This window comes from Gammaproteobacteria bacterium (assembly GCA_029880545.1).
GTDB lineage: Bacteria > Pseudomonadota > Gammaproteobacteria > Acidiferrobacterales > SZUA-150 > JAOUOD01.
The window spans coordinates 22,363-48,836 of sequence record JAOUOD010000013.1 but is presented as its reverse complement, the minus strand read 5'-3'; the positions used below and the strand labels follow the sequence as shown (position 1 = coordinate 48,836).

The 26,474-nt window shown below is 53.7% G+C and carries 33 protein-coding genes; 22 read left to right on the top strand and 11 right to left on the bottom strand.

Going from position 1 to position 26,474, the window contains the following annotated elements; all coding sequences use genetic code 11:
* Nucleotides 1–3: 3 nt before the first annotated feature.
* Both OEZ10_13370 and OEZ10_13365 read right to left on the bottom strand, forming a co-directional pair.
* Nucleotides 4–1,179 carry a hypothetical protein gene (locus OEZ10_13370; GenBank protein MDH5633963.1) on the bottom strand — a complete coding sequence of 392 codons (1,176 nt, stop codon included), beginning with the start codon at nucleotides 1,177–1,179 and terminating at the stop codon, nucleotides 4–6.
* A gap of 146 nt (nucleotides 1,180–1,325) precedes the next feature.
* Nucleotides 1,326–1,796: a hypothetical protein gene (locus OEZ10_13365; protein MDH5633962.1), complete on the bottom strand. Its 471-nt coding sequence runs from the start codon at nucleotides 1,794–1,796 to the stop codon at nucleotides 1,326–1,328.
* Nucleotides 1,797–1,964: 168 nt separating this feature from the next.
* Here OEZ10_13365 and tsaA point away from each other — a divergent pair, with 168 nt between their 5' ends.
* Nucleotides 1,965–2,708, top strand: coding sequence for a tRNA (N6-threonylcarbamoyladenosine(37)-N6)-methyltransferase TrmO (gene tsaA / locus OEZ10_13360; protein MDH5633961.1), 744 nt, complete (start codon nucleotides 1,965–1,967; stop codon nucleotides 2,706–2,708).
* A gap of 476 nt (nucleotides 2,709–3,184) precedes the next feature.
* Here the strand turns inward: tsaA and OEZ10_13355 are convergent, their stop codons facing one another.
* On the bottom strand, nucleotides 3,185–4,144 hold the full coding sequence (locus tag OEZ10_13355) for a PDC sensor domain-containing protein (GenBank protein MDH5633960.1): 960 nt from the start codon (nucleotides 4,142–4,144) through the stop codon (nucleotides 3,185–3,187).
* Between the two features lie 177 nt (nucleotides 4,145–4,321).
* Here OEZ10_13355 and OEZ10_13350 point away from each other — a divergent pair, with 177 nt between their 5' ends.
* Complete coding sequence (locus OEZ10_13350) at nucleotides 4,322–4,531, top strand: YheU family protein (GenBank protein MDH5633959.1); 210 nt, start codon at nucleotides 4,322–4,324, stop codon at nucleotides 4,529–4,531.
* Nucleotides 4,532–4,796: 265 nt separating this feature from the next.
* Nucleotides 4,797–5,249, top strand: coding sequence for a hypothetical protein (locus tag OEZ10_13345; protein MDH5633958.1), 453 nt, complete (start codon nucleotides 4,797–4,799; stop codon nucleotides 5,247–5,249).
* Between the two features lie 78 nt (nucleotides 5,250–5,327).
* Here OEZ10_13345 and rnd read toward each other — a convergent pair whose 3' ends face one another.
* A complete protein-coding gene (gene rnd, locus OEZ10_13340) occupies nucleotides 5,328–6,509 on the bottom strand; it encodes a ribonuclease D (protein ID MDH5633957.1) in 1,182 nt (393 codons plus the stop codon).
* Nucleotides 6,509–6,865 (bottom strand): SET domain-containing protein, encoded by a 357-nt coding sequence (locus OEZ10_13335; GenBank protein ID MDH5633956.1) that lies wholly within the window; start codon nucleotides 6,863–6,865, stop codon nucleotides 6,509–6,511. Before OEZ10_13335 ends, rnd begins: the two co-directional genes overlap by 1 nt.
* Before the next feature lie 126 nt (nucleotides 6,866–6,991).
* Here OEZ10_13335 and OEZ10_13330 point away from each other — a divergent pair, with 126 nt between their 5' ends.
* From OEZ10_13330 to OEZ10_13315, 4 genes are all read left to right on the top strand, one after another.
* Entirely contained in the window at nucleotides 6,992–7,522 is a 531-nt protein-coding gene (locus OEZ10_13330) for a TIGR02281 family clan AA aspartic protease (protein MDH5633955.1), read from the top strand.
* Between the two features lie 164 nt (nucleotides 7,523–7,686).
* Nucleotides 7,687–9,930, top strand: a complete 2,244-nt coding sequence (locus OEZ10_13325) for a SulP family inorganic anion transporter (GenBank protein ID MDH5633954.1) — start codon at nucleotides 7,687–7,689, stop codon at nucleotides 9,928–9,930.
* A 156-nt stretch (nucleotides 9,931–10,086) separates the two neighbouring features.
* Nucleotides 10,087–10,845: a 1-acyl-sn-glycerol-3-phosphate acyltransferase gene (locus OEZ10_13320; protein MDH5633953.1), complete on the top strand. Its 759-nt coding sequence runs from the start codon at nucleotides 10,087–10,089 to the stop codon at nucleotides 10,843–10,845.
* A 66-nt stretch (nucleotides 10,846–10,911) separates the two neighbouring features.
* Complete coding sequence (locus tag OEZ10_13315; GenBank protein ID MDH5633952.1) at nucleotides 10,912–12,039, top strand: phosphatidylserine/phosphatidylglycerophosphate/cardiolipin synthase family protein; 1,128 nt, start codon at nucleotides 10,912–10,914, stop codon at nucleotides 12,037–12,039.
* 90 nt (nucleotides 12,040–12,129) lie between these two features.
* On the opposite strand, the gene typA is transcribed toward OEZ10_13315, so the two are convergent.
* A complete protein-coding gene (typA, locus tag OEZ10_13310) occupies nucleotides 12,130–13,953 on the bottom strand; it encodes a translational GTPase TypA (GenBank protein ID MDH5633951.1) in 1,824 nt (607 codons plus the stop codon).
* 229 nt (nucleotides 13,954–14,182) lie between these two features.
* On the opposite strand from typA, the gene OEZ10_13305 reads away from it, so the two are divergent.
* The 5 genes from OEZ10_13305 (at nucleotide 14,183) to OEZ10_13285 (ending at nucleotide 18,028) form a co-directional block, all read left to right on the top strand.
* Nucleotides 14,183–14,377, top strand: coding sequence for a hypothetical protein (locus OEZ10_13305; GenBank protein ID MDH5633950.1), 195 nt, complete (start codon nucleotides 14,183–14,185; stop codon nucleotides 14,375–14,377).
* Between the two features lie 209 nt (nucleotides 14,378–14,586).
* A complete protein-coding gene (locus OEZ10_13300) occupies nucleotides 14,587–14,940 on the top strand; it encodes a hypothetical protein (protein MDH5633949.1) in 354 nt (117 codons plus the stop codon).
* A 162-nt stretch (nucleotides 14,941–15,102) separates the two neighbouring features.
* On the top strand, nucleotides 15,103–15,942 hold the full coding sequence (locus OEZ10_13295; protein MDH5633948.1) for a methyltransferase domain-containing protein: 840 nt from the start codon (nucleotides 15,103–15,105) through the stop codon (nucleotides 15,940–15,942).
* 310 nt (nucleotides 15,943–16,252) lie between these two features.
* Nucleotides 16,253–16,930, top strand: a complete 678-nt coding sequence (locus OEZ10_13290) for a DUF4395 domain-containing protein (protein MDH5633947.1) — start codon at nucleotides 16,253–16,255, stop codon at nucleotides 16,928–16,930.
* 45 nt (nucleotides 16,931–16,975) lie between these two features.
* On the top strand, nucleotides 16,976–18,028 hold the full coding sequence (locus OEZ10_13285) for an alpha/beta hydrolase (protein MDH5633946.1): 1,053 nt from the start codon (nucleotides 16,976–16,978) through the stop codon (nucleotides 18,026–18,028).
* 92 nt (nucleotides 18,029–18,120) lie between these two features.
* Here OEZ10_13285 and OEZ10_13280 read toward each other — a convergent pair whose 3' ends face one another.
* Entirely contained in the window at nucleotides 18,121–18,870 is a 750-nt protein-coding gene (locus OEZ10_13280) for a class I SAM-dependent methyltransferase (protein ID MDH5633945.1), read from the bottom strand.
* 197 nt (nucleotides 18,871–19,067) lie between these two features.
* On the opposite strand from OEZ10_13280, the gene OEZ10_13275 reads away from it, so the two are divergent.
* The 10 genes from OEZ10_13275 (at nucleotide 19,068) to OEZ10_13230 (ending at nucleotide 24,658) form a co-directional block, all read left to right on the top strand.
* Nucleotides 19,068–19,445: a DUF2007 domain-containing protein gene (locus OEZ10_13275; GenBank protein MDH5633944.1), complete on the top strand. Its 378-nt coding sequence runs from the start codon at nucleotides 19,068–19,070 to the stop codon at nucleotides 19,443–19,445.
* A complete protein-coding gene (locus OEZ10_13270; protein ID MDH5633943.1) occupies nucleotides 19,430–19,636 on the top strand; it encodes a DUF2905 domain-containing protein in 207 nt (68 codons plus the stop codon). The genes OEZ10_13275 and OEZ10_13270 overlap by 16 nt, the downstream gene beginning before the upstream one ends.
* 12 nt (nucleotides 19,637–19,648) lie before the next feature.
* Entirely contained in the window at nucleotides 19,649–20,062 is a 414-nt protein-coding gene (locus OEZ10_13265) for a gamma-glutamylcyclotransferase (protein ID MDH5633942.1), read from the top strand.
* A gap of 38 nt (nucleotides 20,063–20,100) precedes the next feature.
* Complete coding sequence (locus tag OEZ10_13260) at nucleotides 20,101–20,568, top strand: hypothetical protein (protein ID MDH5633941.1); 468 nt, start codon at nucleotides 20,101–20,103, stop codon at nucleotides 20,566–20,568.
* 37 nt (nucleotides 20,569–20,605) lie between these two features.
* Nucleotides 20,606–21,067, top strand: a complete 462-nt coding sequence (locus tag OEZ10_13255) for a thioredoxin family protein (protein MDH5633940.1) — start codon at nucleotides 20,606–20,608, stop codon at nucleotides 21,065–21,067.
* A gap of 138 nt (nucleotides 21,068–21,205) precedes the next feature.
* Nucleotides 21,206–21,637, top strand: coding sequence for a Spy/CpxP family protein refolding chaperone (locus tag OEZ10_13250; protein MDH5633939.1), 432 nt, complete (start codon nucleotides 21,206–21,208; stop codon nucleotides 21,635–21,637).
* Nucleotides 21,638–21,723: 86 nt separating this feature from the next.
* Nucleotides 21,724–22,167 carry a hypothetical protein gene (locus tag OEZ10_13245; GenBank protein MDH5633938.1) on the top strand — a complete coding sequence of 148 codons (444 nt, stop codon included), beginning with the start codon at nucleotides 21,724–21,726 and terminating at the stop codon, nucleotides 22,165–22,167.
* Complete coding sequence (locus OEZ10_13240; GenBank protein ID MDH5633937.1) at nucleotides 22,164–22,571, top strand: hypothetical protein; 408 nt, start codon at nucleotides 22,164–22,166, stop codon at nucleotides 22,569–22,571. The genes OEZ10_13245 and OEZ10_13240 overlap by 4 nt, the downstream gene beginning before the upstream one ends.
* 75 nt (nucleotides 22,572–22,646) lie before the next feature.
* Nucleotides 22,647–23,318, top strand: a complete 672-nt coding sequence (locus OEZ10_13235) for a response regulator transcription factor (GenBank protein ID MDH5633936.1) — start codon at nucleotides 22,647–22,649, stop codon at nucleotides 23,316–23,318.
* Entirely contained in the window at nucleotides 23,315–24,658 is a 1,344-nt protein-coding gene (locus tag OEZ10_13230; protein ID MDH5633935.1) for a HAMP domain-containing histidine kinase, read from the top strand. Before OEZ10_13235 ends, OEZ10_13230 begins: the two co-directional genes overlap by 4 nt.
* An 82-nt stretch (nucleotides 24,659–24,740) precedes the next feature.
* On the opposite strand, the gene OEZ10_13225 is transcribed toward OEZ10_13230, so the two are convergent.
* From OEZ10_13225 to OEZ10_13210, 4 genes are all read right to left on the bottom strand, one after another.
* On the bottom strand, nucleotides 24,741–25,088 hold the full coding sequence (locus OEZ10_13225) for a hypothetical protein (protein ID MDH5633934.1): 348 nt from the start codon (nucleotides 25,086–25,088) through the stop codon (nucleotides 24,741–24,743).
* A 26-nt stretch (nucleotides 25,089–25,114) separates the two neighbouring features.
* Nucleotides 25,115–25,249 carry a hypothetical protein gene (locus tag OEZ10_13220; protein ID MDH5633933.1) on the bottom strand — a complete coding sequence of 45 codons (135 nt, stop codon included), beginning with the start codon at nucleotides 25,247–25,249 and terminating at the stop codon, nucleotides 25,115–25,117.
* 156 nt (nucleotides 25,250–25,405) lie between these two features.
* The gene (locus tag OEZ10_13215; GenBank protein ID MDH5633932.1) at nucleotides 25,406–25,756 is read right to left on the bottom strand and encodes a PilZ domain-containing protein; all 351 of its coding nucleotides are present in this window, start codon (nucleotides 25,754–25,756) and stop codon (nucleotides 25,406–25,408) included.
* A gap of 303 nt (nucleotides 25,757–26,059) precedes the next feature.
* On the bottom strand, nucleotides 26,060–26,470 hold the full coding sequence (locus OEZ10_13210) for a rhodanese-like domain-containing protein (protein MDH5633931.1): 411 nt from the start codon (nucleotides 26,468–26,470) through the stop codon (nucleotides 26,060–26,062).
* Between the last annotated feature and the right edge of the window lie 4 nt (nucleotides 26,471–26,474).

The following is a 26,474-nucleotide window of genomic DNA, read 5'->3' as shown; positions in this document are numbered from 1 at the left end:
GGCCTAGCCCAGTGGCAGGAACGGGTAGTTGTCCAGCCGGTCTTCCAGCCAGCGTACCTTGTTGAGCATATCTTTCTTGTTTTCCTTGATGTGCTCCATAACTTTCCTGTTTTTCATTTTTCCCTTGTAGTCATCCACTGTACGACGAATGTCATCGCCGTTTCGGAACAGCCGGGCGCCGCTGGCATTCATCGGGTTCCATATGTGCAGGTCACGAACCAGGTATTCATATGGCTCCGGGTCATGGGTATAGAAGCGCAGCACAAGGTCCATCTTGCATGACTGCGTGCAGCCAATAAAAAGTTGCAGATCCCTGTGTTTGCCGGGCTCCAGTTTTTCCGAAAACGGGTAGGCGTATTCATGGTTGACCATTCCCGGTTCCAGTATCGGGCAATACTGTAATGTCAGCGGCTGTGATGCTGAACGCTCAAGGCTCTCTTCCACAAGGAAGCCGGTTTCTGAGAGATATAATGCACCCGCCGGCCCGAGGCTGCCGATAGTGTTTTCGCCATTGTGCATGATTCGACGCTTGTCCGAGCACAGCCAGCTCATATTCAGGTGATCAATGGGAATGACCGGCTTCACATCATCGTCATCGCGATAATGCCAACGACGATAAAAATGGGCCCGTTGTTCATCGACGTAATCCTTGTAGCTGCTGAACAGCAACTCTTCCGGGTACCCGTTTTCCGGTGTCATGTGGCTGTTACGTTCGTAAAACTCTGGCAGGGCTTGTTCCATTTCATCGCGTGCCGCCGCCATCAGCGTATCGCGCGCGGTTCGAAAATCTGAATCGTCCATATCGTCGATATTCAGGCGCATGGTCGTCTGGGTCTCGCCACTTTTCAGGCTGCCGTGAAAGCGCAGGGATTCATCGGGAAACAGCGCGGTAAGCACCGGTTGCAAGAGCACAAGCTGTGAATCCTGGGCGCTGCCCCAGCCATTGTTGGTGCTGCGAATAATGAGCGTATCCGAGTGAGCCGTGGCAGTCTGACCATCTATGCGGCGTTCCGCATCAACTGTAAACCAGAAGCCCAGGGACGGTGTCGGGTCAATCTCGATATGGTTGATCATGATGGCGAACTGCCAGAACAACGCGGTTTCACTACTCCTGTTGCTCAACTTGATGTCGATGCGTGGAAAGAAGGAATCCGAATTGATTCTGTCCAGTTCGATCACGAATGTTGCCCCTGAATAATAACTGCCCGGTGGGGCTGCATTATAGTCAGTTTTGCTATTGACATGAAAACATCACCGGCGGCGCCGTGATCGTCAATCCGCCAGCCAGGGGCAAGTCTGGCAGATTGGCCCGCGCAGGTTGTTGGTTATTTCGCCGTTATCTCAAGGTCGATACGATAACCGGCATGACAGGCAACGCAGTTTTGCAGCAGTTGCGCCAGCTGTTCCAGTGTCTGGCCCTTGTCGCCAAGCTGTTCGGCATCCAGTGCAAGCAGGTCAAATTTCTGGTGCGTATCAAAACCGAGCTTCTTGAATTCCATGGGCAACTTGGCGATCAGCGTGCCGGGCACCTGTTGCTGGGCGGCAGCGCCGACGGCCTTGGCCGCCGCGACAACCTGCTGGCTGTCACCCGTATTGAGGGCAGCAACAATCTGCTGTGTACTGACGAGAAAAGTGCGCATTTCAGCCAGCACCAGGTTTCTTTCCTCGTCATTGAGCAAAATGGCCGTGCGCCCGTCGGTGGACGGTGTTACCGCACCCTGGAACAGGAATTTGTAAGCCATAAGTGCGACGATAATCAGCAGCACAGGCGTGGCAATGCAGCACAGTTTCTTCACGGGAGCCCTCGGGTAATTGATAGTTGTAGAATGGCCTGTGACAAGCCGGGATTGGTCAAACATGTATATAGTATACTACATTAAAAATTTCAAGCCAGGCCAGGTTATCGGCATTTGCCAGGATGATAGTTTCGCATCAACCTGGATCGGTACAGGCAGGTGAGGCCTATGGAAAAATGTCAATTTGATGTAATCGGCGTGGTGCGCTCGCCGTTTTCGGAAAAGTTCGGGGTGCCGCGCCAACCGGGCCTGGTGCCAGCGGCGCGCTTCAGCATTGAATTCCGTTCCGACTATGATCGCCCGGAAGCTTTTCGTGGCCTGGACGAGTTCAGCCATGTATGGCTGGTATTTCTGTTTCACCAGGCATTAAGAGGGCAATGGAAACCCACCGTGCGCCCGCCGCGCCTGGGTGGCAACGAGCGAGTTGGTGTGTTTGCTTCGCGTTCACCGTTTCGACCCAATGCCATTGGCTTGTCGTCGGCAACACTGCTCGCTGTAGAGCAGCAGGCGGGGCGCACGGTTTTGCAGCTTGCCGGCCTGGACCTGGTTGACGGCACACCCGTGCTCGATATCAAGCCGTATATTGCCTACGCCGATTCACATCCGGGTGCACGTTCCGGATTTGCCGCTACTGTACCGGCATTGGTGCCAGTGCGTTGGCGGGAATCGGCCTTGTCAGATGCCCGCGTTGTCGAGCAACGCTTGCCGGGATTTGTAACGCTGGTTGAGCAGGTGCTGGCCCAGGACCCGCGGCCTGCATACATAGCCAACGATGCGGATCGTGACTACGGGACCATGCTTTATGATGTCAATGTCAGTTGGCGTGTTGTTGAATTCGGTTCTCGATTCACCGTCGAAGTTTTGTCGGTAAATCGCCAGCATTGGAACGACCAATCAATATTGAGAACATGAGCATTGATGTTTGACCGCTAACACACTGCAGGCTATAGATTGTTTACAGTTTGTAACAATTAAAACTGGATAAAAAAAATCGGGCCTGGGAGGGCCCGAGAGATATGGACAAAGGGAGGTTGGGAGGAAACCTTTTATCGGCGAGATTTCTCGGGATCTCGTCGATGAATCTTGTCTTTCGTTCGCGTCTATTGTGCCGTAGCCTTGGCTTTTTCCGGGCAATCCATTCCGGCATCTATTATCCCGGGTCCTGGGTTTCCGGCTACGATCGTCGTTACACCTCTTGCAATGATTATCGTCAGCTGCGCAGTCTGGCTTTAGTCGGGAGTGTCTTGCTCGCATCACGTTTCCCCGTTGCGCAATGTAACTATAGGCCAGCCAGGCGTTCAGGAAAACCCCGTTTTTGGGTATTTAACAATCGTTAACAGCGATCAAGATCGGCAAGCGGGAAAGGATGCAGGAGGTTGATATATCAGTTATTCGCTGCCGGGGGCCTGGCGCGCACCCGTCCAGAACGCAAGGTCCTTGTCGAGAAACTCGTCAACCGGCATGTAGTGAGAGCCGTCACAGGAGAACGTCAGACCCAGCATGCCATTCATGATGTTTATGGAGCTGGAGCGCAGGTAAATCGTGTCGTCAGCAAACCGAAGTTCGCGAAATCCTTCAAATACCTGTCGAATCTGTTCAGGCGTCACCCGTGCGTTGTCGGGATAGCTGTGCAAGGGATACGCCAGGCATAATTCCGGGTTAATTAACTCGTCAATTGTGTGTATGCGATAGCTGTACGGATCTTCGAGCATCCAGAATGAGCAGCGACCGCTGGAAAAGTGGATTTTTGCATGAAAAACGCCATGCTCCACCATCAGGCCATAGACGAGATCGAGCGCTTCATCAATGTGCTGGTCCATCAGGCTGTTGGTACGGGTTTGCAGGAACACGGTTCCGCGTACCGCCGGATCGCCACGGAATTGCTGCCATTGGCCGTCCATGGTTGTCAGCGTCGAATCCTTGATCAGGTCGTTGACCGCGAAATCGGCAGCAATGAAGCCGAGCAGCTCGTCATGCTTTCGTACTGCCTGCAGGGCGGTAATGCATTGTATGTGCGTGTACTCGCTCATATACACCGAGGAAATCATGATGCCCATAAAAGGCAGGTTGTTTTTCAGGTAAGGGCGTTCGGACAAATCACGTCCGCGCCAGCTGGGGTCGATTGCGTCTGCCTGTACCATCGATGACATCTCGATACCATCCACGTTCCAGGCATAAAGCAGGTGGCAATTGGGAATATTATGTATTGCGCTGGCCAGAACCTGATCAATGCTGTCTGCATTACCCCAGTTATCTGCACATTCCACGGACAACGCATTCAGTGGTGCCTTGACCTTTTCGGCCAATGCCTGTTTTTTTGCAAGAATGGTTTGCTGGATGGAAGCCATGATGCGTCTGCGGTGCCAAAAACGGCGCTATTATGCGTGACCAGGCGAGGCACGGCAATAACGGGAGCGACATTACGGGTATGCATGGGAATAACATCGGCCAATATCCGGGAAAATAATATAAGATATGACTATTTGCCGGACTTCAGGATATTCAAAAATTTGTAGGATTTGCTCGTGAAGATACCTCATGACGATCTAAACAAGGACACACTGCGGTCCTTGCTGGAGGAAATTGTTTCCCGGGACGGCACTGACTACGGTGTAACCGAGATGTCCCTGGAGCAGAAGCTAAACCGGGCGCTGAATCTGCTGGAATCCGGTGACGCCTATATAGATTTTGATCCCGAAACCGAAACCTGCGTTTTGATAGCCGCCAGAGCCTAATGAGAATGATTATCGCTGGAAAATAATCTTTATCATGCCAAAGGTAAAAAATATATAAAAATCGATTATTTGCTATTGCCTGTATTTCTAATTCGTACTATATATTGACCACGCGAATCCGGAAGGTGATCACCGACCGGCTGCAGTCAATCTGGTTGGACAGATTGACGCGACGAAAGGAGGGTTTGCCCGGAACACAAGGGCTGCCCCAAACATAAAGTGGCATTTGCTGCCACGACATGACCAATAAAGAGATGTACTGTCCATGAAAAAGCGTAAACCCAATCCCAATAGCCATCCACACATAGTCCGTATTGATCACAAGAGCACACACGGATATCAGGTGCGTGTACCATTGCGACCAAAGCCGATGTCCAAGTTTTTTGCCGATGGCAAGTTCGGCAGCAAGCCCAAGGCACTCAAGGAAGCCAAGACCTGGCGTGACTCCATGTTCAAGAAGCATGATCTGCCGTTGACAGCAACCCGTCGCATCCGTTACAGCAATTCCCGTAACAGTACCGGTGTACTCGGTGTTGGCATGCAGTGGGTCACCAAGGGCGGATACCAGTACAAGCATTACGTTGTGACCTGGTGCCCGGAGCCATACAAGCAGCGCAACAAGCTGTTCTCCGCACACAAGTACGGCGACAAGCAGGCGTTCGAAATGGCCGTGCAGTTCCGCAAGGAAAAGGAAACCGAGGTGCGCACCAAGGGGTGATTGTACCGCCGGCGCCAAATAGAAAAGAGCCGCTGGAATCAGCGGCTCTTTTTCGTTTCGCAGTCCGGATAGTTTGCTTTAGTGGTCAGCGGCGCGTGTGGTCAGTTTGCCGTTCTTGATGACCAGCGTCATACGGCCTTCCAGGTATTCCTGCAGCGCCGACCCAACCAGCCGGTTTCGCCAGCCCTTGAGCAGTTCAAGGCCGGTTTCACCACGTACCAGCAGTTCAAGTTCCTTGCGACTGGCCAGTGTTCCGGTAGCAATGTGTTCCGCGTCGGCACGTAGTCGAACTATGGCCATCAGCGCATCCATCAGCGCCTCCTGGTTGGCGTTTAGCGGACGCTTGCGTTCAAGAACAGGCCATTGGTCTCGCGGCAGGCTGCGCCCGCGATCAATCACTTCGAGAATCGTCGCCAGTTGTTTCTGGATGGATGAATGCTGAAGTTGCCGGAACCGTGAAAGGTCGGTTTTTTTGTCCGGCTGCAGGCGCGCCAGTTCAAGCAGGGCATCGTCGGCAAGTATGCGTTTGCGGGTGGTGTTCTTGTCCAGTGCCTCGGATTCACGCCAGCCGGCCAGCTCACAGGCAATGGCCAGGGATAATCCCTTGAGCTTGCCAATGCCCTTGACCTTGCGCCAGGCATCCCCGGCTTCAACAACATAGCGCGACGAGCTGGTGAGGTTCGCAAAATCATCGGTCAGCCAGTCGAGGCGCCCGAGTTCAGCAAGTTTTGACCGCATGATCGGGTACAGCCTGGCCAGGTAAATTACGTCGTCCGCGGCATAGCTGAGCTGTTTGCCGGCAAGTGGCCGCCTCAGCCAGTCAGTGCGCGAATGGGATTTGTCGAGCTCGACACCGAGCAGTTTGCTGACCAGCGCAGCGTAGCCAATGTTTTCGCCTGATCCCATCAGGGTCGCTGCAATCTGGGTGTCAAATACGGGCGAGGGTATTTCGCCCCAGTCGTTATGAAAGATTTCCAGGTCCTGTTCGCCGGCGTGAACCACCTTGGTAATGGACGGGTCAAGCAGAACGGGCTTGAGTGGTTCCAATGAATCAAAGGCCAGGGGATCGATGCAGGCCGTATAGTCCGGTGTCGCAAGCTGGATTAGCCCGAGTATCGGGCGATAGGTGCGCTCACGGAGAAATTCGGTATCCAGTGCGATGAACTCGCTGCCAGCCAGTTCCCGGCAGCAGGTTTCCAGTGCTGCCGGCGTGTCCACAAACTCAAAATTGCGGTTTTCGGGATGTGTTTTGTCGGTCACTAACGGTTCCAGTCATCTTCCACATATCCTTCATCATCAGGATCGTAGTCAATGGTGATTTCTTCATCCGGCTTGATGGCCCGCAGCGCGTACAATTCGAAACCGTCGAATTCGGCGTTGGGTTTCTTGTTATGATTCAGGTAGCGTAACCAGTTCTTGCCACAACGCCCGATAACCTCGTCGGTTTCGTCGTCAAACACCCACAGCACGTGTGAACCGTTTTTCCTCGCTACCGGGCCCTCGTAGGTACCGATATAGGTATCGCGCGGGATGCGAATGCGGGCAAACAGGCCTTTTCCGTGAATGGCGGAATCCTTTACATAAACCAGTTCTTTGGTCTCGTCTGCAGTTCTCAATCTTGGCTCCTTGTGACCAATATACCCGAAAAGCCGGGCAAAACCGGAGTGCAAGGGTAAACGCAATGATCGGCAATGTCGATACGCCGCTTTGTGACGCTGCCATATCCGTTATACTTATATATTATGAAAACAGAACCGCCCGATTCTTCCGACGACACTGCCCGTATTGGCCGATGGATGATTTACCTGGCATGGCTGGCCGTGTTGATGCTGGTCACCTGGCTATTCAGTGGTATCCACGACCGGCAATATCATCCGAATCGCAATTTGTCGGTTTCCGCTGATGCCGAAGTCGTGCTGAAACGAAATCGTTGGGGCCATTATATTGCCAGTGGCTACATCAATGATACGGCAGTTACCTTTATGCTGGATACCGGGGCCACGGATATTTCGGTGCCCGTATCGGTGGCTGATCGACTGGCGCTGGAACGGGGTGGTGAGCTTGTATACCAGACCGCCAATGGCCCGATCCGGGCCTGGTCAACCCGTTTGAGCCGGGTGGGTATTGGGCCCATCGAGCTTCGTGATCTTCGGGCCCATATCAATCCCAATACAGGGGGTGACGAAATTCTCCTGGGCATGGCTTTCCTGAAACATCTGGATATGACCCAGCGAGGAGATACGCTCAGCCTTCGGCTCGGCCGAAACCAGTGATGCCGTTATAATCATTCCCGGGCGCCCGGCCTGTTGGCTGCAAATCTTCCTGCTCTTTAGTATTACACCTATTTTGTGTACAGTTGCTGCGTTGACAATGATTGAGTACGACCGCAAGCCAGTCTGCCTGGTGCGCGGCATTTTTCCGGGAGTTCAGGTCAAGAGTGAAAATCCGTCGTTATTTTTCCCTTTTTAGTCAGTTTGTCCCCTTTTTAAGCTGGATTGGCGAGCTTCGCGACAAGGCCGTATTGCGTGCCGACATTATTGCCGGCATTACCGTGGCGCTGGTGCTGATTCCCCAGTCCATGGCCTATGCCCAGTTGGCCGGATTGCCGCCTTATTTTGGTTTGTACGCAGCATTTTTGCCGCCAATGATTGCTGCCATTTTCGGTTCATCCAGGCAATTGGCGACCGGCCCGGTGGCGGTGGTGTCATTGTTGTCTGCCGCTGCACTTGAGCCGTTGGCCACGGCCGGTTCAAGCGGTTTTGTTGCCTATGCCATTATGCTGGCGCTGCTGGTCGGCCTGTTCCAGCTGGCGCTGGGACTGTTGCGACTGGGCGTGCTGGTCAACTTCCTGTCGCACTCCGTGGTATTGGGATTCACCAATGCTGCGGCAATCATTATTGCCACCTCCCAGCTGGGCAAGATATTCGGTGTTACTGTTGAAAAAGCTCCGCATCACTACGAGACCGTATGGAACACCCTGGCGGCGGCCAGTGAAAACACGCATTGGCCGACACTGATTATGGCCGTGCTGGCTTTTGCAATGATTATCGGCCTCAGGCGGATTAATCCGCGCATTCCCGGCGTATTGCTGGCGGTGGCTGTAACCACGCTGCTGTCTTTCGCCATGAGCTTTGAAAAGGCGCGCGAGATCGAACTCAAACAACTGGATGACCGTTCTGTACGCCAGTTGATCACCGCTCACCTTGACCTGCAAAAGGAAATCGCCGGATTTGACGAGCGCATCAAGGCCGCAACCGCCAAGCACAAGGCGGCAGCTGAAAAGCATGGCGAGGCAAGTTTTACCGCGCTGTCCGCGGTACATGAGCTGAACAAGGAACGTCTGCGCCTGGAGCGTCGTCAGAAAGCAGCCAAGGACAGCCTGAACAAGATCAAGGCAGTGCGTTTGCAGCACGTGGAGGCTGCTGAAAACGTGGACATCAATGAAGATTCTGTCCGCTATTTTCCGGAAGGTGAGGCACCCAAAGGTCGCAAGGCCGACAAGCTTGTTTGGCGCATTACCCGGCTCAACAAGGATGGATCACTGGTAGCCCATGCCGGTGGCCAGGTGGTTGGCAGCATCCCCGAGGGTTTGCCGTCGTTCAAGCTGCCTGATTGGAACTGGGGTGCAGTATCACAAATATTTGTCTCGGCAATCGCCATTGCCTTGATTGGTTTTATGGAGGCAATATCCATAGCCAAGGCCATGGCCGCTCGCACACGTCAGCGTCTTGACGCGAACCAGGAGCTGGTCGGCCAGGGTATCGGCAATATTGTCGGCAGTTTCTTTCAGAGTTATGCGACCTCGGGTTCGTTCTCGCGTTCAGCGGTGAATATCGGTGCCGGCGCCAAAACCGGCCTGTCATCGGTAATAACCAGTCTGGTGGTGGTGATCACCCTGTTGTGGCTGACGCCGTTACTTTATCACTTGCCCCAGGCAACCCTGGCCGCGGTCATCATGATGGCGGTTATCGGCCTGGTGAATTTCAAGGCCATTCATCACACCTGGAAGGTCAAGCGCACGGATGGCGCCATATCCATGACCACCTTCGTGCTGACGTTGGCGTTTGCGCCGCATCTTGAGAATGCCATCGTAATCGGCCTGGTGCTGTCGCTGGGCCTGTTCCTGTACCAGACGATGAAACCGCGTGTTGTGACACTGTCGCGTCACCCGGATGGCTCGCTGCGTGATGCTGAATTGTTCAACCTGGATACCTGCAAGGAAATCCTGATGATCCGTTTTGACGGCTCATTGTATTTTGCCAATACCAGTTATTTTGAAGATATGGTACTGCATAAATCCGCAAACGCTCCGGAGCTCAAGTACGTCATTGTCGACGGCCAGGGCATTAACGAAATTGATGCAACCGGTGAGGAAATGCTGCGTGAGTTGGCCGAGCGCCTGGAAAAGGCCGGTGTGAAGATGATGTTCACCCAGTTCAAGAAGCAGGTTATGGACGTGTTGTGGCACAGTGGCTTCCTGGAGCGCATGGGTGAAAACCGTTTCTTCCGTCGCGCTGACAAGGCGCTCGATTTTGTCTGGAAGGAGCTGGGCGATGATCATGAGTTGCATTGCCCGCTCAATACCGTGTGCCTGCTGGATTCAGCCAAGGCCGGCGGCCAGCAGCGGGGCAGCAAGGGCTTCATGGGACTGTTCAAACCGCGCACGTCGCCTGCCCGCTGAACTAAAGGCACGGGATTATCGCTGTCCAGAACCCGCCCGTCATATAGCTGCCGAGGCGGGTTTTTCATGTAAACTTTTGTCAGTACAGCGTGTGTTATTTCGCTGCCATGCTTATTATTGGTGGTGTAACAAGTCTGCGGAAGGGATGGGCTGCTGATGGTTGGTGCGCTGGCAAGAATCGCCTGGCGATTTATCTGTATTCTTGAACTGGTTGTGTTCAACCAGTTGCTGTATTTGGCGACCTGGCTGCCAACGCCGCTGCTAAGGCGTTTTCAGCCTTTCTACTTTGTCGGCATGCGCCTGTGGTCAAAACTGTTTGTCAAAGCACTCGGTGTTGATCTTCGGCTACATGAAAAACATCACAAGCCGCTGCCAGAACATTATATTCTGATTGCCAATCATCCATCGGCATTTGAGGATGTCGGTATTCCGGCGCTATTCCCGGTATTGTCCCTGGCCAAGGCCGAGGTGCGGGACTGGTGGTTTGCCGGGCGTATTACCTGGGCCGGTGGCAACCTGTTCGTCAAGCGTGAAGACCGTGATTCACGTCATGATGCCTATCAGCAACTGATTGATACGGTCAACTCGGGCAAGAATATTGCTGTCTATCCCGAAGGTGGTTGCAAGGGTCGCCGCATTTTTGAAACATTTCGCTACGGTGCGTTTGATATTTCCCTGAAAACCGGTGTACCGATACTGCCGGTGTTTCTGCATTACGAGATGCAGGACCTGTTTGAGTGGCGGGCGCCGCAAACCCTGCCTTACAAGCTCTGGCAATTTCTCACCGCGCAGAATCCACGGGCCAACTACTATGTTTATGATGCCATCGATCCATCGCCATTTGGCGACAAGGTTGAATACATGGAGCATGTGCACAAACTTTACCTCCAATGGCAGGCGCGTTACCTGGATTAGTCTGCCCCGGTTCAATGCTGCTGCCGGTTCAGCCATATCGATTCGGTTCCGGGATGGTGTGTTGCAATGAAAAAAACCGGTCATGTTTATCCATTGCGTGACAAAAACCAGTTCAGGCTTTTGGTCGATGCTTCCGTTTTTTACCCTGCGATGCTGCACGCCATTGCCGGCGCGAAAAACCTGGTTCTCCTGGAAATGTACCTGTTTGAATCCGGTCGAAACGCGGAATCATTTATACAGGCACTGATCGATGCCCGTATCCGGGGTGCCCAGGTCAGGGTATTGCTGGATGATTTTGGCAGCCGCGAACTGAATGCCTGGGACCGCAGGCGACTTACGGAGAACGGTATCGAGCTGCAATTTTATAACCCGGTTCGCCTGGGCAGGTGGATGAAGAACCTGGCGCGTGACCACAGGAAGTTGTTGCTTGTCGATAACCGCATCGCCTTTGTCGGGGGCGCCGGCATTACCGACGAATTCCTGCCGGAGCAGGGTAGTGAGCATGCATGGCGGGAAACCATGGTGTCGGCCCATGGACCGGTGGTGGCTGACTGGTGCCACCTGTTTCACCAGTTGTGGCCAACCGAGGCATGCACGCAAGAATTGCCAGTGGCCGCCGGATCCATGCAGGGTCGGGTAACCAGTTCATTCGGGTTTTTTGCCAGCGATATTCGTCGTAGCGTGATTGGCCACATCAGGAGTGCCGAACAACGAGTATGGCTGTGTACCGCCTATTTTGTGCCGTCAAGAAAGCTGCGTCGTGCCTTGCGCCGCGCGGCTGATCGTGGCGTTGATGTCAGGTTGTTGTTACCCGGAGTGCGAACTGATCATCCAGGCGTGCGTCGCGCCGGCCAGCGTTATTACGGGCGATTGTTGCGCCATGGTGTACGCATTTTTGAGTACCAGCCACGGGTTCTGCATGCCAAGACCGTAGTATGCGACCAATGGGTGTCCATTGGTTCCAGTAACCTGGATCGTTGGAACATGCGCTGGAACCTTGAGGCCAATCAGAATATTGAGGATTCAGGCTTTGCGCGAGAGGCCGTTGCCATGATGGAAACGGATTTTTCCAACAGCGTGGAATGTACCTGGGAAAACTGGCTTGGCCGCCCGTGGCGAGACCGTTTGAGCATTTACCTGTGGAGTCGCATCGGCCTGTGGTTGACGTCGTGGGAGCGGCGCAACGGCAAGTAGCGGTGTCGGAAAACAGTGGCACCGGGCAAGCAGTTTTTGCCTGCCCGGTGAGCCGTTTGCCCGGAGTTTGAGTAGCAGTCGGCCGACCGGTCAGTCTGCCGAGCTTTCCCGGGATGCGCGTTTGCGCTCGTGTTCCTTGAGCAACTTTTTGCGCAGGCGTATATGACTGGGGGTGACTTCCACCAGTTCATCGTCGTCGATGAATTCCAACGCCTGTTCCAGCGACATGATGATTGGCGGAGTCAACAGAATGTTTTCGTCAGAGCCGGAGGCGCGTACGTTGGTTAATTGCTTGCCCTTGAGCGGGTTTACCACCAGGTCGTTGTCACGCGAGTGAATGCCGATAACCATGCCTTCGTATACTTCGGTGGACGGACCGATAAACAGGCGGCCACGTTCCTGCAGGTTGAACAGGGCATAACCCAGCGCCTTGCCGGCACCATTGGCGATCAAAACGCCGTTGTTGCGCTGGCCGTATTCACCTTTTTTCACCGGGCCGTAGTGATCAAACACGCTGTACAGCAAGCCGGTGCCCTGGGTGGCGGTCAGGAACTCCGTACGGAAACCGATAAGTCCGCGTGACGGCATCTTGTAGTCCAGGCGAACCCGTCCCTGGCCATCAGGCAGCATGTCTTTGAGTTCGCCACCGCGCAGGCCGAGTTTTTCCATGACCGTGCCCTGGTGCTCGGTTTCAACATCAACAGTCACCTGCTCGTAGGGTTCTTCGCGGCCGCTCTCGGTATTGCGGAAGATAACTTCCGGACGGGATACACCCAGTTCGAAACCTTCGCGGCGCATGTTTTCAATCAGGATAGAAAGGTGCAGCTCGCCGCGGCCGGAAACGCGGAACTTGTCCGGGTCATCTGTGTCCTTGACGCGCAAGGCGACGTTATGGATCAGTTCACGCTGCAACCGTTCACGAATCTGCCGACTGGTGACAAACTTGCCGTCCTGTCCCGCAAACGGAGAGTTATTGACCTGGAAGGTCATGCTGACCGTGGGTTCATCTACGGTGAGCGGCGGCAGTGCTTCCACCTTGGCGGGGTTGCACAAGGTGTCGGAAATATTCAGTGTTTCGATGCCGGTAAAGGCAATAATATCACCGGCTTCGGCTTCCGGAACTTCAACGCGTTCCAGCCCCATAAAGCCGAGAATCTGCAGCACCCGACCGTTGCGGGTTTTCCCGGAAATATCGATTAGTGTCACCGGTGAATTGGTTTTGAGTTTGCCGCGGGAAATGCGGCCGATACCAATAACACCCACGTAGCTGTTGTAGTCCAGCGAGCTGACCTGCATCTGGAACGGGCCGTCGGGATCGACATCCGGTACCGGTACATGTTTGACAATGGTTTCCAGCAGCGGCGTCATGTCGCCATCACGCACGGAATCATCCATTGAGGCAAAACCATTCAGGCCGGACGCATAGACTACCGGGAAGTCCAGTTGTTCATCGGTTGCACCCAGGCGATCAAACAAATCAAAGGTCTGGTCCAGCACCCAGTCCGGGCGCGCGCCAGGCCGATCAATTTTATTAATGACCACGATCGGGCGCAGACCGCGCGCCAGTGCTTTTTGCGTGACAAAGCGGGTTTGTGGCATTGGCCCTTCAACAGCGTCAACCAGCAGCAATACCGAGTCCACCATGGACAATACGCGCTCCACTTCACCGCCAAAATCCGCGTGTCCCGGTGTGTCGACGATATTGATACGCCAGTCGTTCCACTTGATTGCCGTGTTTTTGGACAGGATGGTAATACCGCGTTCACGCTCCAGGTCGTTGGAGTCCATTACCCGTTCCGGCGCCGCAGCGCGATCACCAAGAGTGCCGGATTGCTGTAATAACTGGTCCACCAGGGTGGTTTTGCCGTGGTCGACATGGGCGATGATGGCGATATTGCGTAACTTCTCAATCACAAGGGGTACCTTCGGACGGGGCCGGTCAGAAAAGAGGCCGGGATTGTATATGAAGCCGGCACCGGTTTCACCCGGAAAATGGAAAGATTTCAGTAGTTTGAGACAATTTTTGGCATCCGACCGCGCCCGAATCTGGTTCCCGGCCAGGGCCGTTAAAGTGTAAATAGTGTTTAGTAAATGTTATAAAAAGAGCCGGGAAGTAACCTTTAAGTAATCCGAGGGTCAGATAATGAAAATAACATCGGCAATAACAGTTTCGCGGGCATTGGGTTTAATTGCGCTGGTTATGGTTGGCCTGGTCATGGCCGATCCCGGCGCCGACTTGCGCGAAGCCGCGCTGGCGGGTGATGTGGCCAGGGTCAAGGAGCTGATCAAGCAGGGCGCGGATGTGAACGCGGCCAGCAGCAACGGTGAAACACTTTGATTGCCGCCGCCCGGATCGGGAGTATTGATGTCGTTGACCCGCTTGTTCAAGCGGGGGCGAAAGTAAATGCCCGGAACAAAATGGGGCAAACCGCCGTGATGTTTGCCGCGTTCAGGGCCGACCATTCCATGATACGCAGGCTGCACTACCACGGAGCTGATCTCCGCATGAAAGATCGCATGGACCGGACACCGTATTGATACGCCAAGATGTCAAAATGGAATAACGCTGATGCCGATGATTTGATACGAGAGCTGATCAGCGAGACGATCAATGCTGTTCCTGTTTACATTGATTCATATTCATTGCCCGAAGGCGATATTCGGAAGATCATTCTTGCTACCCTGAAAAAGACCGGCTGGACTATTGGCGAGGATCGCGGGGAGGTGATTTTCGCATCGCGCAGGGCAGACAACTGGCTTGGCAGGTCAGACTACAAGATACGTGTTGATTTAACCAGGAACGTGATTGTTTTGGGTTTCATCCGAGGTTATGGGGACACTTCACTGCGGCCGCTTGAGGCCATCAAGACTGACATAGCCGAAAGGATTTTTGATCGATAGCCGGATGTAAGGCAGGCCAGGCCGGGCAAAAAACTGAAGCATGCCGGGCAGCCCGGTAGCGTCGATCAGAACACCAGGCAGGGGCAGCCAAGATTTCCGATGGCGAACCGATTGATCTGGCTGCTACCGTGAACATGGATATATACGCACAAAGGAGAAGCTATGGACCTGAAACAGGGCAGTACCCACTTTGACGACTCATGGATCAGGCTGGATGAGATTGACGATGCGGATTTTTTTATACGATTCCTCGATGCAACACGCGCTGATTTTCTGAAATTTGCCCGTGCCAACCCGAAGGCAGCCTTTGCCAGCCTGGACCTGCAACCGGGTATGTCGATCCTGGATTGTGGCTGCGGCACCGGCGATGTTCTGTCGATCATTGCAGGTATGGTTGCACCGGGGAAGGCACTGGGTACCGATTTCAGTCAACGTATGATAGATGAAGCAACCGCCCGGGCGGCGTCTCTTGACCAGGATAACCTGGAATTTCAATGTATGGATGTGCAGTCGCTGGCGCTGGAAGACCAGAGTTTCGATCGGGTTGTCGCCACCCAGTTGTTGATCCATGTGCCCGACCCGCGCAAGGCATTACAGGAAATGTGCCGTGTATTAAAGCCGGGCGGAAAGATTGTTGTCCAGGATGTCGACTGGGAGTCTATGGTCATTGCCTGTGATAACCATGCTCTTGGTCGACGGTTCTCACAACTTTTCGCCGACGGTATTCGTAATGGCCGCGTAGTCAGGGAAACGCCGGGTTGGCTGAAAGCAGAGGGCATGGTTGATGTTCAGGTTAGCCCCATGCCCATGGTCAGCCTGGTAGATGATGACAACATGCGCGAATGGATGCTGTACCCGGCGCTATCGAGTTTTGTCAGCAAGGGCAGTTTTACCGAGGCAGAAGCCGCGGAGTTGCTGGCAGATCTTGACAGGAGAAGGGACGAGGGCAGGTCATTTTCGGTGTTTCCGTTTTACCCGGTAATGGCTACCCGTCCCGGGTAATGCATTCGTGAACCGATAGCCCCGTGGCGCCAAATGCATCCAGTACATGCTTTCTCCGGCGCTATTGGTCAGCGCGCTCGGCAACCAGGTGTCGGCCGATCGCAATGAAAGCCTGACACCGCAGGCGATACGGTGAAAACCGGTTATATTTATTGTTGAACGAAAACCCGTATAATCCACCGCAGCCGGAACTGCTGACAGAAGGTTCCTCGCGTTGCCGGGACGGCAGAATCAAGCATTATAATAATCAGTCAGGCGAGGGGCGCTTTTACAACGCGGCAGTCACATCGTCGCGAACAAGGAGAGCCCAATGAATAACAACACGGGTAATGGAATAAGCGGGTTTGGTGAACATGTTGAAGGATATGCCATCCCGGTATTGAACGAACGGGAAATCCGGGCAGCAGCCGGGATGTTGTTCCTGATGCTGTTTATCTCGGTAATGGTGGTGATCCTGAAGCAGGATTTCTTTCTGCTCAAGTACGCGGTATCAATCTTCCTGGTTGATATTGTCATTCGTGTGTTTATCAATCCCCGCTATGCGCCGTTCCTGGTAGTTGGTCGCTGGGTTGTGCGTAACCAGGTGCCGGAATACGTGGGTGCGCAACAGAAAAAGTTTGCCTGGATTATTGGTGTAGTGCTGGCCTCGGTATTTTTTGTGCACCTGATTCTGCTGAACGCGTACAGCCCGATTACCGGCATCGTATGTTTTGTGTGTCTTATTTTCCTGTTTTTCGAGGCGGCGTTTGGGATTTGCCTGGGCTGCAAAATGTACTCGATGGTATACAGGGAAAAGGCCCGGTACTGTCCTGGAGAGGTGTGCGTTGCCGGTGAACGGCATGACATACAGCGCATTACCGGGAGTCAGCTGGCAGTGGTTGCCGGTTTCATTGTGCTGATTATCCTGGCAGCGCCGATGCTGAAAGAGTATTACGGTCAAGCGCCTTACGATATTTTCGGGATTGATTCTTCCGGTACACATCGCTGAGGATCGGAACGAAAAGATTGTGTTAATGAATCCAGGGAAGCCGAGATGCTGAAAAAGATTTTGCTGGTGTTGTCCGGTGTAATAGCGGTACTGGTAATCGTTCTCGCCGTATTCCTGAGCGGCGGTCCGCAGTTGCCGGACGGGGCGGATGAGATTATTTCCAGGTCCATTGTAAAAGGTCCGCCTAACCTGGCAAAGGGCCGGTCCGGTTACGCACGAAATGGTGATATCACTATCTGGTATGAAACGGTGTTACCTGCAACGGCGCCGCAGGCTGATGTACTGCTGGTAATGGGTGCCGGCGTCAGCAGCATGTTCTGGCCCCTGGAGCTGATTGACACGCTGACGGCGCAGGGTTACCGGGTTATTCGTTATGATCATCGCGGCATTGGCCTGTCCGACTGGATGGAACAATGGCAGGCGGACGCGCCGTATTCTCTCGAAGACATGACGGGTGATGCATTGGCCGTGCTTGACGCGGCAGCTGCCCGGAAAGCTCATGTGATTGGCGTATCCATGGGCGGGATGATTGGTCAGCGCCTGGCAATCAGTCACCCGGACCGGGTCTTGTCGCTGGTATCCATGTCTACTTCCGCCCATATGTTTGATCCTGAGTTTGCTGATCAACAACAGCAAATCGCGCTCGAATCAGTTCGCCTGGTTCTCAAGTATGGCCTCACAGGCTCCGAGGCGGACATGATCAGGATGATGTCGGGGTTTATAGGCTTCATGATGCCGGAGGGCCTTGATAACGACGTGGTGCAATCCATTGCTGACCTGGTGCTGTACGAAATGCGTCATCGCAAAGGGTTCAATCCCGGGGTAATGCCGCAGCATTTTCGGGCGATGGAGGTGTCAGGCTCCCGCCTGGATGAGTTGGGCAGGATTCAGTGCCCGGTGCTGGTCGTTCACGGTACTGCTGATCCGTCCGTGACCATTGATCACGCGCGAAAATACGCTGCCCGGATCAATAGTGTGCAAACGCTGTGGCTTGACGGTGCTGGCCATATGATTCGGGATGAGCATATGCCGGCAATGATGGCGGCGATTTTTTCGCTTTTTCTGTCGGCATCCCCGGGACCGGGACAGGATCAGTAGCACCCCATGAGGAAAGCGCGATCAATCTCCGGTTGATCGCGCCTGATATGCGGCTTGTTGTGGGTCGCCAGTTGTCGCGTTGGCCGTAGTTGTTACGGTTTGCACGCCTGGTGAAATGCCACTGCTCCACCCATGACCGATCTGCCTACAACGTTGCTGTAGCCCAGCTCCTTGAGCATGGCCGATAACTCCTCGGTGGAATAAAACATGCGGATGGCATCAATAAAATACCGCTGGCATTTCACGGCCGCACTGCCGCTACGGAATGCCCAGGACAGAAGCGCCAGGCAGGCGCGCAGGTACAGGTAGTAGCCATGTTCGACAATCCTGTTTGATGGTCGCAGCATGTCGCAGTGATAAAAATGGCCGCCCGGCTTGAGCACGCGATTGATTTCCGAGAACACATCCATAATACGCAGGTGGCGTGACGCGTACTGCAGGGTGACAATATCAAAGTGATTATCCGGGAATGGCAGTTTGTGGACATCGCTGATCGTACTGTCAATTTCGAAGCCCAGCTTCCTGGCCCGCTCACGGCCGACCCGTTGCATATCCGCACTTCGGTCTATGGCGTGTACCCTGAGACTAGGCTCCTGTTTCAGCAGGTCGATACCAATGACATTGGTACCGGCACAAACATCGAGCACACGGGCCCCGGGGCGGGTCTTGACGGTTGAGAGGAATCGCTGTCGCCAGTTGTCCAGCATGCCCAGGCTGGCAAACCAGTTAATACGGTCATAGTAGCTGGCGACGTCGGCGAAAACATTGTTGATTTCATTGTTCCAGATGCTCTGGAACGCGTTATGTCGGGCATGTTCTTTTTCAGAATAGGTAAGTTCCATGGTTCACAGCTTTCATTATAGGTTTGGCGCACAAACTATCCTAATACCGAAGCCGGGCAAAAATGTTGACTGGAATCAAACCCTGAATTTTTCTCGGGATGGCGCCAGAATCAGTGCAGGGCGCCGGATTGCTTATGTCCGTCGCCATCTGGACTGTGATACTGTTACCGGGGCCTGGACGGGCCGGAGATTGTTTAATGCCGATAATCTATCGCTCTGGTGATATCGCTGAAGCACACATTATCCGGGGCATGCTTGAGGCCGGCGGCATAACCGCCTATGTAGGCGGACACTATCTTCAAGGCGGGGTGGGCGAAATCATGGCGACTGATTTTGCTTCGATTCACGTAGACAATGCCGATGTCGCGAAAGCGATCCGGCTGCTGGCGGAATACGATAAAAACCTGGTGACTGAGCCGGATCTCGCGACCGCCCCGGATGAAGACTCACAGCAGGACAGCGAATCCGGGGAAATGCTGGCCCAATCACCGATGCTGCCAATTGTATTCATGACGGTAATCGCAGCCATGGTGGTTTTTGTTCTCTATTACCTGGCGTCATGGCGCGCTGGCTGATCTTTACAGGAACCATCCTGATTGCTGTCGGCCTGGTGTTGCGATATGCGCCGTGGTTGCTTGACTGGTTTGGCCGGTTACCCGGTGATATACGTATTGATACGGAGAAAGCAAAAATCCGTTTCCCGATTGTATCCATGCTTGTTGTCAGCCTCGTTATCACTGTTCTCGCGAACCTTATGAAAAAATAGAGACATGGCCTTGTGAAAAATATTTTTGTTTACGGCTCGCTGATATTTGATGAAGTCTGGGCCGCGATCGCGTCCAGGCAATACAGGACGCAATATGCCACCCTGGAGGGCTATGCCCGTTACCGGGTAAAGGCAGAAACCTACCCGGGCTTGGTGCGGTCGCCATCCGGCAGGGTGCAGGGCCTGGTTCGAATGGGCGTCACTGTTGCCGACGTCCGCAAGCTGGACCAATTCGAGGGCGATGAATATCGCCGGCGCCCGATGTGGGTAACAACCGGGCACGGAACCCAAATCCGTGTCGAGACCTACGTAATCAGGTTGTCCGCCATGCACAGGTTGACCCGTAAACACTGGGACCCGGAGTGGTTCCGGGATAACGGGCTGGAGAACTTTCTTGCGAGGTATTCCGGCACGGTTCGGGTATGATGGGCGACGGGCAATAGGCGTCGTAACAGGAAAACATCATGCGTTATTTCAACGTTACCGGTATTCGTGGTTCGGCATATCCTGGTCGATTGGTTACAATCGCAATAGCATTGCTGTTCATGCTTGGCGGATTGCAGGCCTGTAACAAGCAGGAAAAACGCTCGTACCAGTTTTATGATTCTCACCCCTACAGTGATTTTATCAGGCAACTGGACGCTGCCGGCGTTCAGTATGGCAAAGTAGATAACTGGACCATCACCTATGCAGACGGGGAACATCAGCGCGTGATGCAGGTGGTTGACGAAATCATGGCCAGGTATTATTCAGATTGCGGGGGCAGTTTCCAGGAAGCGCGGCGTCAGCAGGCGCTCAAGTCCAGATTGCACAAGGGGCGTGTACCGTTCCGTAGCGTGCAGATGGATGACGGTGAAAAACTGTTGTGTGATCCGCGTTATACAGAAGAATTCAACAGCATCTATCGTTCCGTGCTTCGAAGTCACCGCTAGCGGTGTGAACCCGGTTTTCCGGGAAGCGAGATGAATCATGAAGAAATTTGTACTCGTAGCGTTGGCGGCTTCAGTGTTCCAGCTGGCGCAGGCCGGTGATATCGGTTACGACCACAAGGCCGATCCATTCCAGCAGCTCAATCTCGCCACCAGGCAGGCCCAGGATGAAAAGAAACTGGTGCTGGTGATTTCAGGGGGTGACTGGTGCAAATGGTGCCACATACTGAGCGACTACCTGAAAAAGGATGCGGCGTTAATGGCCCGGCTCAAGGAAGTGTTTGTTATCAGCAAAATCTATATTGGCCCGAAGAATCCCAACCAGCAGTTCTTTTCACAGTTGCCACAATTGCCGGGTGTTCCAGGATTCTGGGTGTTGTCCGCTACGGGGGAGGTGCTGGCTGCCAAGAATACCGGTGAACTGGAATCGGGTGACAGTTATAGCCGGAAACTGTTCCTGGAATTCATTGGCAAGTGGGAGAAACACCTGAATAGGGGTTAGGTCGGGTGGCGCGTCCTGTTGTTCATGCCGTCGTCCCGCCACTGAAACATTTTGTTACAAACCGTTACCTGCCTGAAAGGATCAGCAGGTCTGCTGCGGGCATTATCCTCGTACCAACCCAGTACAAGGAGATGTGACATGAAAGCAAAAACCATCCTGGCAGGTATCGTTGTCACGGCAGCCATGGCCACCAGTGTCATTGCGTACAGTCATTACAACATGACTCCCGAGGAACACGTGGCCCGGGTCGCCGAAAAGCTGGCTGACAAGCTGGAGCTGACACAAAGCCAGAAGTACTACCTCACCGTTGTTGAAACACAAATACTCGAGACACACCGCGAAAGTGGCCAAGCGGCTTCACACTCCGAGCTGGTCAACAGCCTGTTGAAGCAATCCGGTTTTGACCGTCAGCAGGGGCAGGAGCTGTTCGACCGGCACCTGCGAACCTTCCAGAGCCGGGGACCGGCCGTGATTAATGCATTCGCGGATTTTTATGATGCCCTGAGTCCGGAACAGCGCGACACGTTGAAATCCTGCGCCACTGACAAACACCATCATTTTCTGCACTAACAAGGCAGACTTCAGCCGTGACCCGGGCGTCTGGCCAGTGCCATCCAGGTGCCCGGGTAGCCGGGACAACCAGAAAAGGGGAAAGCATGATTACAGAAACTACTGTCCGACCGTGCCCGGCGATTCAGGGTGGCAGCGCGTTGTTCGTCGGTCTCAATGACTTGCTGGGACCGGGCGAGAAACAGAACCGGCTGTTGCTGGAACTGCGTGGCAGCAGCGCGGCATTCACTGTCGAGATGAATGAAACCTTCAGGCATTCACATGAACTGTTTATGCGCAAGCTGCAACAGAATGAGCCTGACAAGGAATCGCTGTCCAACCCGTTGCTGTACCCGTCATGCCTGTTGGCCGATTTTGTTCCGGAGCTTGTACAATTGTTTTTGGCGCTGTACTCCAGCCTGGATTCGGCACAACGACAGAGTCTTGGTCAATACCTGTCAGTGAACGGCGGAATTCACGCATTACTGGGCTGGGCACCAGCAAGTATTCTTGACAGTGACACCCGGGTACCGGGGAGGGTGTTAAGGTGACCGCGGGAAGATATTTTCTGGCAACAGTCGTGTCAGGTTTGTCCATGTGGGTAATTGCCGGTCTGTGGCATAACCTGATCATGCCTGGCCTGTATGCGGATCGGCATGCATCCCATGATGGAATCGGGTTGTTGCTTGTCGCCTACCTGGTGTTGTCCGGAATGATGGTATACCTGTATGGACAGTTATCATCTGTCGACGGTCTTGCCGGCGGGCTCTGGTTTGGTGCGCTGGTCGGAATCTTGTGGGTATTGCCGCACGGCCTGGCCATGGCCGGCGCGCATGGCGATTCCATTGCCTATGTTGTGCGCAATACAGCCTGGCATGTCGTCGAACAGGCGTTGGGTGGTGCAGTGATTGTGACTATAATAAGCCGGACAAGGAATGACCGTAAACATGGTTAGCGGGGATCAGCAGTTTGTCGGTCACGCGAACACAAATGGAAAATATTTGGTGACGAAGCCGGAAGATCAGGGTGTATGACCGAGATTCTGATTATCGATGACGATGAGCGCCTGGCGGAAGTGCTGGCCGAATATTTCCAGCGCTTCGATTTCCGGCTCAGCGGTGCCAATCGTCCCGGCAAGGGCCTGGAACTGGTATCAGCAAACCGGTATGACCTGGTAATACTTGATGTAATGCTTCCGGAAATGGATGGTTTTGATACCTGTCGTGAAATCCGTCGTCACAGCGACATACCTATTATCATGCTGACAGCACGGGGAGAGGTGGCAGATCGTATTGTCGGACTGGAACTGGGCGCTGATGACTACCTGCCCAAGCCTTTTGAGCCGCGTGAACTGGTCGCGAGAATCCAGACAATACTGAAACGGCGCAAGACGGGTCAGGAGCACAACCGGCTCAGCTTTGGCGTTCTCGTTGTTGATCGGGACAGGCGCGATGCTTTTGTCGATGATGCCGCATTGCAGTTGAGTTCAGCGGAATTCGGATTGCTGGAATTGCTTGCCTGTTCCGCAGGCAAGACATTCAGCCGCGACGAAATTCTCAATCGTCTGCGTGGTGTTGATACCGAGTTGTTCAGTCGTTCCGTGGATATCCTGGTAAGTCGACTTAGAAAGAAGATGCCGGACCCGTTGTTAATCAAAACAGTTCGTGGCAGCGGATACGTATTTACCGGACGCCCTCAATGAAGAAGTTTTGTAAGCATCTGCGCCGTTTCCGGCATACGCTCAGCGGTAAACTGATTTTCATGTTTGTTGTCGCGGCTGTGGTTTTTGTCTCGCTGGTTGGTGCAGGAGTCAGTTACGCGGTCCGCCAACATTTCCGTGACCAGGTGCAGCCCAACCTGGTGAAGTATCTCGACTATATTCACAGCGATATAGGCATGCCGGCGAATCGCGATCGTGCCACGAGGCTGGCCACCGACCTTGGACTGCATATCTATGTATCCGATTCGGTTGGACAATGGTCGTCCACAGGGCAACCATTTCCCGGTGGTGAGCTGCGTGATTTCCGGCCGGAATACAGTCATGTCAAGGATGGTGTTGAGTATGGCATGGTGGAAAATCACCACTTGACGGTATTCAGTATTCGATCCGGCGGAGCGGTGCAGTTGTTTTCGCTCGCCAATGTTTCCCATCCATTAGGTCCGCATGGCCTGTTGCCCACGGCCGCGCTGTTGCTTGTATTGCTGGCTTTGTACCTGTTGACGCGACACCTGATTGCGCCGGTTCAGAAAATTCGAAAGGGCCTTGAGTTTTTTGGTCGTGGCGACATGAATCACCGGATTCATGTGCATCGCACCGATGAGCTTGGCGACCTGGCTGACAGCTTTAACGCCATGGCCGACAAGGTACAGCTTATGCTGGAGTCAAAACGACAACTGTTGCTGGCAATCAGTCATGAGCTACGGTCACCCTTGACCCGGTCCCGGGTGTGCGCGGAGATGATTACAGATCCGGAGTTGAGCCGGAAGATTCAGCATGACCTGAATGAAATGAGCAAGCTTGTAGAGGAGTTGCTTGAAACAGAGCGCCTGAGCCAGAACCACAACGCGTTAAACATCGAGCACGTTTCCGTCAGGGGCCTGGTTTCGGCCTTTATTGAAACAGCCTATCCCGGTGGACAGGTATCCGTGACCATGCCCGAAGCGGATATCCATGTTGCGATTGATCCTGTCAGGATAAGGTTGTTGCTCAGTAATCTTGTCAGCAACGCCATTCGGTATACGCCGGAGTCGCAAACCCGTCCGGAATTAATCATCACGGGCAATGACAGGATGTTACGGTTCCGGGTAAAGGATCATGGTGAAGGCATTGCGCCCGAGCACATCCCCCGGCTTACAGAACCGTTTTACCGTGTTGATTCCGCGCGCCAACGTGAAACCGGCGGTTATGGCCTGGGCCTGTACCTGTGTCGCATGATTGCCGAGGCGCATGACGGTCGCCTTGAAATCCGGAGTGCCCGGGGAAGGGGTACGCAGGTAGACGTGTTGTTGCCATGGTCGGGCACGGACCCGCAACCGGACTGACGCCCGAATGTTTTGGAAGGCCCGTTACCTGGACGCAGTTTGTCAGCGCTTGCTGTGACAATCACCGGGTCACCGCTATCAGCTATAACTTCAACTCCACGCCGTCCGTGATGGCCTTGATAATTCGCTCCTTAGCCTGCCTGGCGACGCGCTGATTTTTCGCCTTGTCCCGCTTCATCAGAACGGGCGCGCGTACCGTGATAATGGTGATTTTTTCAGGATTCTTTCCCATGCCGTAGATTACGAGCCTGAACGGACGCAGGTTCGAAAGGTTCATACCCGTATTGAAGGCCTCGTGATAGAGCGCGAAGGAGCAGAAGTTGAGAGGCGTGACCTGTTCGAAGCCAACGGTATTCCTTTTCCCTCGTCGCCGAGCAGGTGCTTGTTGTTCTCCAGTCCCCCGGGGCAGGTTTTCTGCATCAGTAATCATGAGCTGGACGGCTTCCAGTCCAGATTTCAGGTTTTCCAGGACAGCAGTGAAATTACCGCTGGTTTCGTATTTTCACGACGACTGGCCGATGCTGTGTCGACGAACAGGCTGGGCCCGAGCAAGATACCGGAGAAAAGTTTGAAAATGTTACGGGTATTCATGCTGCACCTCCTGCAAGAGGAAGTAGTTGCATGGAAACATGTGACGCCGGTTCCTGGTTACAATGACAGGGCCGTGTTGAAGCGGTTTTCGGCAACCGTAAAGCAGAGCATGAATATGCTGACCATGCGTTGATGCAGGTCAGCGTTCCCAGAAAATCAGGCGACGTCTGTCAGGTCGTTGTAGTGATTGACTGAGTCAATATGTACGCCAACTTCATTGTCGCCGATATACGCCAGGCTTACCTGGAGGTCCAGTATGTCGCCATACTTCTTGTCCATGGAAGTGAGCACAAGGTTGGCTTTTTCACCTTTTTCCAGGTGTCGAGAAGTTGAGTCATCAATATTGAGCCGGGCTCCGTCCTGGCTAAGGTCGATCAAGGTGACGGGAAACGTGTCATTGGCAACAGTCATGCGACCCTTGCTGTGTACATTTTCCCGTGAATACAAACGGCGTTCGCCGCAATAGTTTTTTACAAGTCTTATGAGAGATTCGGATAATATTGCCATGACTGCCCCCGCTGAATATCAATTGATATCAACTGTATCATAATTTCGAGATGATACGGGATCGTAATGATAAAAAATTGTAAATGTGTTGTGAATAAATAGGTATTAATATCAATTAGTACGGTTTTCCATAACATGAAAAATAAATGCCATAAATAGATTTCATGGGGAAAAGGCGGAAGGGTATCCGGATCAGGCTGAGACGCTCCAGGCGACATTGTGCTGATACCAGGGGCGGTATCGTGTCCGGGAAGAGGGCAAGTATCGGGGGAGACCCCCCGATATGCTTTGACGACGGGCTCGTCAGTCGGCTTTTGAAACCGGGCGGCCTTCGCGAATCCAGTGACTGATTCCGTTTTTTACGTTGTAGATTTTTGTGTATCCGAGCTTTTCCGCCAGCATGCGTGCCAGCACATTGGTGCGGTTGCCGGTGCGGCAAATCAGGATAACCGGTTCATCCTTGCCGGCAGCGGCGGTGAAGCGGTTGAAAAAGTCCGGCTGCAATCGGCCGTTGCCATCTACAAATGTAATGCGCTGGCTGCCGGAAATTATGCCTGTTTGCCGCCATTCGTCCGGACGGCGAATATCAATAACAGGCGTACCTTGCTTGAGCAGCGTCGCCAGTTCGTCATTATCGAGATTGGTATAGGGGGGCTTGTCGCAACCGGTCAACAAGATGGCTGACAGGGCCAGCCAGGCCAGGGGTGATTTCATTAGT

Bases quoted from the DNA above. Each gene is read 5' to 3' on its own strand.
- OEZ10_13300 (MDH5633949.1), top strand. From the start codon at position 14,587: ATGTCAAAATGGAATAACGCTGATGCCGATGATTTGATACGAGAGCTG.
- OEZ10_13260 (MDH5633941.1), top strand. From the start codon at position 20,101: ATGCGTTATTTCAACGTTACCGGTATTCGTGGTTCGGCATATCCTGGT.
- OEZ10_13250 (MDH5633939.1), top strand. From the start codon at position 21,206: ATGAAAGCAAAAACCATCCTGGCAGGTATCGTTGTCACGGCAGCCATG.
- OEZ10_13245 (MDH5633938.1), top strand. From the start codon at position 21,724: ATGATTACAGAAACTACTGTCCGACCGTGCCCGGCGATTCAGGGTGGC.
- OEZ10_13330 (MDH5633955.1), top strand. From the start codon at position 6,992: ATGAAAACAGAACCGCCCGATTCTTCCGACGACACTGCCCGTATTGGC.
- OEZ10_13290 (MDH5633947.1), top strand. From the start codon at position 16,253: ATGAATAACAACACGGGTAATGGAATAAGCGGGTTTGGTGAACATGTT.
- OEZ10_13215 (MDH5633932.1), bottom strand. From the start codon at position 25,756: ATGGCAATATTATCCGAATCTCTCATAAGACTTGTAAAAAACTATTGC.
- OEZ10_13210 (MDH5633931.1), bottom strand. From the start codon at position 26,470: ATGAAATCACCCCTGGCCTGGCTGGCCCTGTCAGCCATCTTGTTGACC.
- OEZ10_13225 (MDH5633934.1), bottom strand. From the start codon at position 25,088: ATGATTACTGATGCAGAAAACCTGCCCCGGGGGACTGGAGAACAACAA.
- OEZ10_13345 (MDH5633958.1), top strand. From the start codon at position 4,797: ATGAAAAAGCGTAAACCCAATCCCAATAGCCATCCACACATAGTCCGT.
- OEZ10_13280 (MDH5633945.1), bottom strand. From the start codon at position 18,870: ATGGAACTTACCTATTCTGAAAAAGAACATGCCCGACATAACGCGTTC.
- OEZ10_13355 (MDH5633960.1), bottom strand. From the start codon at position 4,144: ATGGCTTCCATCCAGCAAACCATTCTTGCAAAAAAACAGGCATTGGCC.
- OEZ10_13275 (MDH5633944.1), top strand. From the start codon at position 19,068: ATGCCGATAATCTATCGCTCTGGTGATATCGCTGAAGCACACATTATC.
- OEZ10_13295 (MDH5633948.1), top strand. From the start codon at position 15,103: ATGGACCTGAAACAGGGCAGTACCCACTTTGACGACTCATGGATCAGG.
- OEZ10_13285 (MDH5633946.1), top strand. From the start codon at position 16,976: ATGCTGAAAAAGATTTTGCTGGTGTTGTCCGGTGTAATAGCGGTACTG.
- tsaA (MDH5633961.1), top strand. From the start codon at position 1,965: ATGGAAAAATGTCAATTTGATGTAATCGGCGTGGTGCGCTCGCCGTTT.
- OEZ10_13320 (MDH5633953.1), top strand. From the start codon at position 10,087: ATGGTTGGTGCGCTGGCAAGAATCGCCTGGCGATTTATCTGTATTCTT.
- OEZ10_13230 (MDH5633935.1), top strand. From the start codon at position 23,315: ATGAAGAAGTTTTGTAAGCATCTGCGCCGTTTCCGGCATACGCTCAGC.
- OEZ10_13235 (MDH5633936.1), top strand. From the start codon at position 22,647: ATGACCGAGATTCTGATTATCGATGACGATGAGCGCCTGGCGGAAGTG.
- OEZ10_13270 (MDH5633943.1), top strand. From the start codon at position 19,430: ATGGCGCGCTGGCTGATCTTTACAGGAACCATCCTGATTGCTGTCGGC.
- OEZ10_13255 (MDH5633940.1), top strand. From the start codon at position 20,606: ATGAAGAAATTTGTACTCGTAGCGTTGGCGGCTTCAGTGTTCCAGCTG.
- OEZ10_13315 (MDH5633952.1), top strand. From the start codon at position 10,912: ATGAAAAAAACCGGTCATGTTTATCCATTGCGTGACAAAAACCAGTTC.
- OEZ10_13220 (MDH5633933.1), bottom strand. From the start codon at position 25,249: ATGAATACCCGTAACATTTTCAAACTTTTCTCCGGTATCTTGCTCGGG.
- OEZ10_13305 (MDH5633950.1), top strand. From the start codon at position 14,183: ATGAAAATAACATCGGCAATAACAGTTTCGCGGGCATTGGGTTTAATT.